The following is a 6,716-nucleotide window of genomic DNA, read 5'->3' on the forward strand; positions in this document are numbered from 1 at the left end:
GCCTGAAGGGTTGATAGCGACTATCACGGGCGGTGATTTTTCACCGCGCAAGGGCGGGAGTAGCCTGTGTTCATTGACTCGAAACCTCCTTTGCAGGGCCTTCACCATGAACCACTTTCTCGCCGTTTCCTTGATCGTTGTCAGCGCCGTCCTCTCCGGTTGTGCGACCCATCCATCGCCTGAATCGCGCCCCTACACCGCCGAAGAAACCAAACAGTTGGCCCTGGAGGCCCTGAGCCGTCGCGGCCTGTCGTTTGATGAATACCAACAGCAGCGTGCCGCGCTGACCGGCCAGCCACAGAAGCCCTTTGGTTTCGATCACCAGGGCGAAATGAACGCCGAACGCAGTGTGGTGCTGCACGGTCGTCCCAGTTGAGCCGGTGCTCAGCGGCAAAAAGCCCGAGGATTCCCCTAAGGAACCTCGGGCTTTTTGTTTGCCATTGGGCGACTTCAGCCTGTTAAGCTGAGTTTCAGGAGCGTTCCTACGCACAATTGCCTAAAGTGGTCCTTTTTTAATGGCATTCGATCGGTTAAACCTGACGACCTCTGTTCCGGTTGATGCCCCTGAGACGCTGTTCTCGGGAATACGCTCTGCGAGTCTTAAACGTCATGAATAAACGTCCGTTGTATTTCGACTACGCCGCCACCACGCCGGTGGATGAGCGGGTCATCCAAGTGATGGTCGAGTGTCTGGGCTTCAATGCCAATTTCGGTAACCCTGCGTCCAGTTCCCATGCGTTCGGCCAGGCGGCCCGGCAAACGGTTGAGCAGGCGCGGCGCCAGGTCGCCGACCTGGTCGGTGCCAGCCCTGAGCAAATCGTCTGGACCTCCGGTGCGACTGAATCCAACAACCTTGCGATCAAGGGCGTCGCCCAGGCGCGCGGCGTGGCGGGCGGGCACATCATCACCAGCCAGATCGAACACAAGGCCACGCTGGACACCGCGCGGCAGTTGCAGGAAGCCGGCGTGGCCGTGACCTATCTGGTGCCGGACGCCGACGGGTTGATCAGCGCCACGGCGGTCAGTGAAGCCTTGCGTGAAGACACCTTTCTGGTCTCGCTGATGCTGGTGAATAACGAGCTGGGCACCGTCAACGACATCCCCGCCATCGGCGCGCGGGTGCGTGAACACGGCGCGCTGCTGCACGTGGACGCGGCGCAAGGTGCCGGCAAAGTGGCAATCGACCTGGCTGAATGGCCGGTGGATTTGATGTCGTTTTCCGCGCACAAGCTGTATGGCCCCAAGGGCATCGGCGCGCTGTACGTCGGCCCGCGTGCGCAGCAGAAAGTCTTGGCGCAGATTCACGGCGGCGGCCACGAAGGCGGCTTGCGCTCCGGCACCCTGGCGACGCATCAGATTGCAGGCATGGGCACCGCGTTTGCCTTGGCGGCGCAGTCTTTTGTTGAGGAAAAGGCCAGTATCGTCGCCTTGCGCCAGCGCCTGCTCGATCAGTTGGAGTCAGTGCCGGGTGTGCGTCTGAATGGCAGCGCCACCCAGCGTATTCCGCATACCCTCAGCCTGACGTTCAGCGAAGGTGAGTTTAATGCCGCCGCGCTCAGCGCAGGCATGGCGTTTTCGGCGACCTCGGCGTGCAATTCGGCGAGCAATGCGCCTTCCCACGTACTTCTGGCCCTGGGCCATGACGCGCGCAGCGCCGGTCGCACCATTCGTTTGAGCCTGGGCCGGTTTACCACCGAACAGGACATCGACCAGGCTGTGCAGTTGATCAAGGCCGCACTCGCCAGTGCACCAGCGTTCTGGGCCGTCTGATTTTTCATTCGCAGCACATAACAATTATTAGTGGTTAGCAGGAGACACAATGAGTACGCAGCCTTTGACCCATGGAACGGTTCCCCAGCGCCTGGCGCATACCCGTGAACTGATGAGCCGCGAGGGCATTCACGCCCTGCTGGTGCCGTCGGCCGACCCGCACTTGTCCGAGTACTTGCCGGGTTACTGGCAGGGGCGGCAATGGCTGTCGGGGTTTCATGGCTCGGTGGGCACGCTGATTGTCACCGCAGATTTCGCCGGTGTGTGGGCGGACAGCCGTTACTGGGAACAGGCGACCAAGGAACTCAAGGGCAGCGGCATTGAGCTGGTGAAGTTGCAGCCCGGCCAACCCGGCCCGTTGGAATGGCTGGCCGAGCAAACCCCGGAAGGCGCAGTGGTGGCGGTGGACGGCGCGGTCATGGCTGTGGCTTCGGCGCGTACCTTGGGCGGCAAGCTGGCGGAGCGCGGTGCGCGTTTGCGTACGGATATCGACCTGCTCAATGAAGTCTGGCAAGACCGCCCGACCTTGCCGAACCAGCCGATCTATCAACACCTGCCACCCCAGGCCACCGTCAGCCGTGGCGAAAAACTCGCCGCCTTGCGCGCCAGCTTGAAAGAGAAGGGCGCCGACTGGCACTTCATCGCCACCCTGGATGACATCGCCTGGTTGTTTAACCTGCGTGGCGGTGACGTGTCGTTCAACCCGGTGTTTGTGTCGTTTGCCTTGATCAATCAGCAGCAAGCCACGTTGTTTGTGGCGCTGAGCAAAGTCGATGCCGAGCTGCGTGCGGTGCTGGAGCAGGATGGTGTCACCCTGCGCGACTACAGCGAAGTGGCGAATGCGCTGCGTGCCGTGCCGTCCGGCGCGAGCCTGCAAGTTGACCCGGCGCGGGTGACCGCCGGCCTGCTGGAAAACCTCGATGCCGGCGTCAAGCTCATCGAAGGGCTGAACCCGACCACGCTGGCCAAATCGCGCAAGAGCCTGGCGGACGCCGAGCATATTCGCCAAGCCATGGAGCAGGACGGCGCCGCGCTGTGCGAATTCTTCGCCTGGCTGGACGGTGCGCTGGGGCGTGAACGCATCACCGAGCTGACCATCGATGAACACCTGACAGCCGCCCGTACCCGTCGCCCCGGTTATGTGTCACTGAGCTTCAATACCATCGCCGCCTTTAACGCCAACGGCGCGATGCCGCATTACCACGCCACCGAGGAAGAGCACGCGCTGATCGAAGGCGATGGTTTGCTGCTGATCGACTCGGGCGGCCAGTACCTGGGCGGCACCACGGACATCACGCGGATGGTGCCGATCGGCACGCCAAGTGAAGAACAGAAGCGCGACTGCACACGCGTGCTCAAGGGCGTGATTGCCTTGTCGCGTGCGCATTTCCCCAAGGGCATTCTGTCGCCGCTGCTGGATTCCATTGCGCGCGCGCCGATCTGGGCCGAAGGCGTGGACTACGGCCATGGCACAGGTCACGGCGTAGGCTATTTCCTGAATGTGCATGAAGGCCCGCAGGTGATTGCCTATCAGGCCGCCGCTGCGCCACAGACCGCGATGCAGCCAGGCATGATCACCTCGATTGAGCCGGGCACTTACCGCCCAGGCCGTTGGGGCGTGCGCATTGAAAACCTGGTGTTGAACCGTGAAGCGGGCAAGACCGAGTTTGGCGAATTCCTCAAGTTCGAAACCCTGACCTTGTGCCCGATCGACACCCGCTGCCTGGAGCCGTCGCAGCTGACGGCGGATGAGCGCGAGTGGTTCAACGCCTATCACGCAGAAGTCCGCGAGCGCCTCAGCCCGCTGCTCAGCGGGGCGGCGCTGGAATGGTTGCAGGTACGCACGGCGGCTATTTAATCGGCTGCCGTTCGGGGGCCTGGGCCAGGGCGTCGGCCATATAGTCGACAAACGCCTTGACCCGGGCCGACTGGCGGCGCTCAAGGGCGGTTGGCTATCAACCTCTAGCTGAGGGCTTCGCGCACAAATTCCAGACGGTCCTGACCGAAGAACAGCTGGTCTCCTACAAACATACTGGGCGCCCCGAACACGCCGCGCTGAACGGCCTGTTCGGTGTTGGCTTTGAGGGCGGCTTTCACGCTTTCGTCATTGGCCAGGGCCAGCACGTCCTCGGGGTTGAAACCGGCTTCGGTCAACACCGTGGCTACGACAGCGGGGTCGCCCAAGTGGCGGCCTTCGACCCAGAGGGCGCGGAACAGGCAGTCGATGAAGGCTTGGAAGCGTTCGGGCTGGTGTAGTTGTATGCCGGTGACTGCGCGCATCAGCACCAGGGTGTTGATGGGGAAGTGCGGGTTGAACCTGAGCGTCACGTTGTAGCGCTGGGCGTAGCGCGCCAAGTCATTAAACATGTAGCGGCCCTTGGCGGGGACGGTGATCGGCGAGGCGTTGCCGGTGGCCTTGAACACACCGCCGAGCAGCATGGGTTGATACACCAGTTGCGTGCCGGTTTCGGCGCACAGAGCGGGGAGTTGGGTGTAGGCCAGGTAAGTGGCAGGGCTGCCGAGGTCGAAGAAGAATTCCAGGGTTTTACTCATGGTCGATGCTCGCTGCTTATTGTTGTTTTTTGGCTGGGCTTACCAGGGTTCATTCCAGGGGCGCAGGTCCAGTTCGAAGGTCCAGGCGTCGCGTGGCTGGCTGTGCAAGTACCAATAGTTGTCGGCGATGTGCTCGGGGTTGAGGATGCCGTCCTGGTCTTTCTGGGCGTATTTTTGCGGGAAGTTGTCGCGAATGAAGTCGGTGTCGATGGCGCCATCAACCACCACATGGGCGACGTGAATGTTCCTGGGGCCCAATTCTCGCGCTATGCTTTGCGCGAGTGCGCGGATGCCATGCTTGGCCCCGGCAAACGCCGCGAACCCGGCGCCGCCACGCAAGCCTGCAGTCGCACCGGTGAAGAGGATGGTGCCGCGGTTGCGGGTGACCATGCGCTTGGCCACCTCGCGCGCATTCAGGAAACCTGAGAAACAGGCCATCTCCCAAATCTTGAAGTACTTGCGTGCGGTTTCTTCGAGGATGCTGCACGGCACGTTGGCGCCGATGTTGAAGACGAACGCTTCGATGGGCCCCAGCTCGGTTTCGATCTGTTCGATCAGGGCGATGACGTCGTCTTCTTTGCGCGCATCGCAGGCAAAGCCATGGGCTTCGCCACCTGCTGACTGGATGCTGTCGACCAGGGGCTGCAACTTGTCGGCGCTGCGCCGCGTGACACAGGCCACGTAACCCTCGCGGGCGAAGCGTTTGGCAATGGCGCCGCCGGTGGCATCACCGGCCCCCACTACCAGTACGATTTTCTTGTTGTGCGTCATGGGAACTCCGTTGCTCGATTGTCGAGCAGGAGTGTAGACGCCCCGTCGCGAATGGCCGGGTCGATGTCAGGAATTTTAGAAGGGGGGAGCAGTCGGACGTGGACTGCTCGGGCGGTCATTTACAGATGACGATCATACTGCGGCTGGTATAGCCGGCAGGGTTGAGGCCGAATGGGTAGTCGCCCGGCTCTTCGGAATTGTCACCGGATTTGGCGATAACCCGGTAGCCCTTGGCACCACATGAGTTGGTTGCGCTGGTGTAGCACTGGTCCCAGGAGGAGGACAGGCCGGAACAGTTGATATGCAGCCCTTTTTTGCCCCGTTTCACTTCTGTCTTGGTGGTCGCAGCACAGCCCGCAATGCCCACGACCAGTAACAGTATCAAAATTCGTTTCATTCCTATCCTTAATAGCCGCTGCGCAAAAAGGCTCGAAGCAGGCTCTACTCGCTCTCGATTGTAGCGTTCAGCTGTCCTTGTCGAAATTCTCCATGAATCACCTTCGTTTACGGCTTAAACATGGCCTAAATGAACGGTAAATACCAGACCTACCTTTAAAGATGATCAGTCCGCTGGCACCAACGGTTTGGATTCGTTGCGCATCGTCAGTGTGGCGCCTACGGAAGCCAGAATGATGCAGGTGATGGCCAGCCATTGCGCCAAGGACAGATGCTCCTGCAGGAAGAACAGGCCGGAGAGTGCGCCGAAAGCAGGTTCGATGCTCATCAGCGTGCCGAAGGTGCGGGCAGGAAGGCGGGTGAGCGCGACCATTTCCAGGGTGTAGGGCAAGGCCGTGGAGAGAATCGCAACACCAATGGCCACGGGGATCAACGCAGGCGTAAGCAGTGCGGTGCCGGCGTGGACGATGCCGATCGGCGCAACAAACAGTGCGGCGATCATCACCCCGAGGGCGGCAGTCTGGACGCCATTGTCATTGCCGGCCTTCTGTCCAAACAGAATGTAGAGTGCCCAGCAGACGCCGGCGCCCAGGGCGTAGGCGGCACCGGTCAGGTCGATACCGCTGCTGGCTTCTCCCATCGGGATCAACAATAGAAGGCCGGCGATGGCGAGACCGATCCATAGAAAGTCCACCGCTCGGCGCGAAGCGTAGATGGCAACAGCGAGTGGGCCGGTAAATTCCAACGCTACTGCGATGCCCAGGGGCACTGTGCGCAAGGACATATAGAAGAGGAAGTTCATGCCGCCCAGTGCCATGCCATAGATGACGACTGTGCGCAGGGACTTGGCGGTCAGCTTGGCGCGCCAGGGGCGTAAGAGAAGCAGCATGATCACACTGGCGAATATCAGGCGCAGGGTGGTTGTGCCCTGAGCGCCGACAATCGGGAACATGCTCTTGGCCAGCGACGCGCCGGACTGGATGGAAGCCATGGCTATTAACAGCAGGCCGACGGGAAACAATGCCGAGGCCAGGCTGCGGGGTGGGGTGGTCATTGAGGGTGTTCGTCCGAAGTCATAGTAGAGAAGCAGAAGGCATATGATGCTTAACAGTTTGCCTTTGAGCAATATATTGCTCACTTGGGTCTGTTTGGCTCTCTATATAGAAGGGATATGTAGGTTTTTCGCTTGTTTGATAGAAAAGCCAAATTAAGGGTTGACGGCAGAT

The 6,716-nt window shown here is 60.8% G+C and carries 7 protein-coding genes and 1 pseudogene; 3 read left to right on the forward strand and 5 right to left on the reverse strand.

Annotated features, from left to right (window positions below; all coding sequences use genetic code 11):
- The first annotated feature begins 106 nt into the window (after positions 1–106).
- The 3 genes from L8I05_RS12905 to L8I05_RS12915 all read left to right on the forward strand — a co-directional run bounded on the left by L8I05_RS12905 (position 107) and on the right by L8I05_RS12915 (position 3,628).
- Positions 107–376 carry a hypothetical protein gene (locus L8I05_RS12905; RefSeq protein ID WP_177018307.1) on the forward strand — a complete coding sequence of 90 codons (270 nt, stop codon included), beginning with the start codon at positions 107–109 and terminating at the stop codon, positions 374–376.
- 233 nt (positions 377–609) lie between these two features.
- On the forward strand, positions 610–1,770 hold the full coding sequence (locus L8I05_RS12910) for an aminotransferase class V-fold PLP-dependent enzyme (RefSeq protein ID WP_242169335.1): 1,161 nt from the start codon (positions 610–612) through the stop codon (positions 1,768–1,770).
- 49 nt (positions 1,771–1,819) lie between these two features.
- Positions 1,820–3,628 (forward strand): aminopeptidase P family protein, encoded by a 1,809-nt coding sequence (locus L8I05_RS12915; protein ID WP_242169337.1) that lies wholly within the window; start codon positions 1,820–1,822, stop codon positions 3,626–3,628.
- On the opposite strand, the pseudogene L8I05_RS12920 reads toward L8I05_RS12915, so the two are convergent.
- The 5 genes and pseudogenes from L8I05_RS12920 to rhtA form a co-directional block, all read right to left on the reverse strand.
- Positions 3,621–3,719, reverse strand: a pseudogene (locus L8I05_RS12920) (LysR family transcriptional regulator); the annotation flags it as partial. The gene L8I05_RS12915 and the pseudogene L8I05_RS12920 overlap by 8 nt on opposite strands.
- Positions 3,720–3,732: 13 nt before the next feature.
- Positions 3,733–4,323 (reverse strand): 2-hydroxychromene-2-carboxylate isomerase, encoded by a 591-nt coding sequence (locus L8I05_RS12925; RefSeq protein ID WP_159955204.1) that lies wholly within the window; start codon positions 4,321–4,323, stop codon positions 3,733–3,735.
- A gap of 39 nt (positions 4,324–4,362) precedes the next feature.
- Positions 4,363–5,094, reverse strand: a complete 732-nt coding sequence (locus tag L8I05_RS12930; RefSeq protein ID WP_242169339.1) for an SDR family oxidoreductase — start codon at positions 5,092–5,094, stop codon at positions 4,363–4,365.
- Between the two features lie 115 nt (positions 5,095–5,209).
- A complete protein-coding gene (locus tag L8I05_RS12935) occupies positions 5,210–5,491 on the reverse strand; it encodes a hypothetical protein (RefSeq protein ID WP_094953514.1) in 282 nt (93 codons plus the stop codon).
- Positions 5,492–5,656: 165 nt separating this feature from the next.
- A complete protein-coding gene (gene rhtA / locus L8I05_RS12940) occupies positions 5,657–6,544 on the reverse strand; it encodes a threonine/homoserine exporter RhtA (protein ID WP_159955206.1) in 888 nt (295 codons plus the stop codon).
- Between the last annotated feature and the right edge of the window lie 172 nt (positions 6,545–6,716).

The sequence above is a fragment of the Pseudomonas sp. MONT-RG-20F-20-E-7-02 genome (genome assembly GCF_022662395.1).
Taxonomy (GTDB): Bacteria; Pseudomonadota; Gammaproteobacteria; order Pseudomonadales; family Pseudomonadaceae; genus Aquipseudomonas.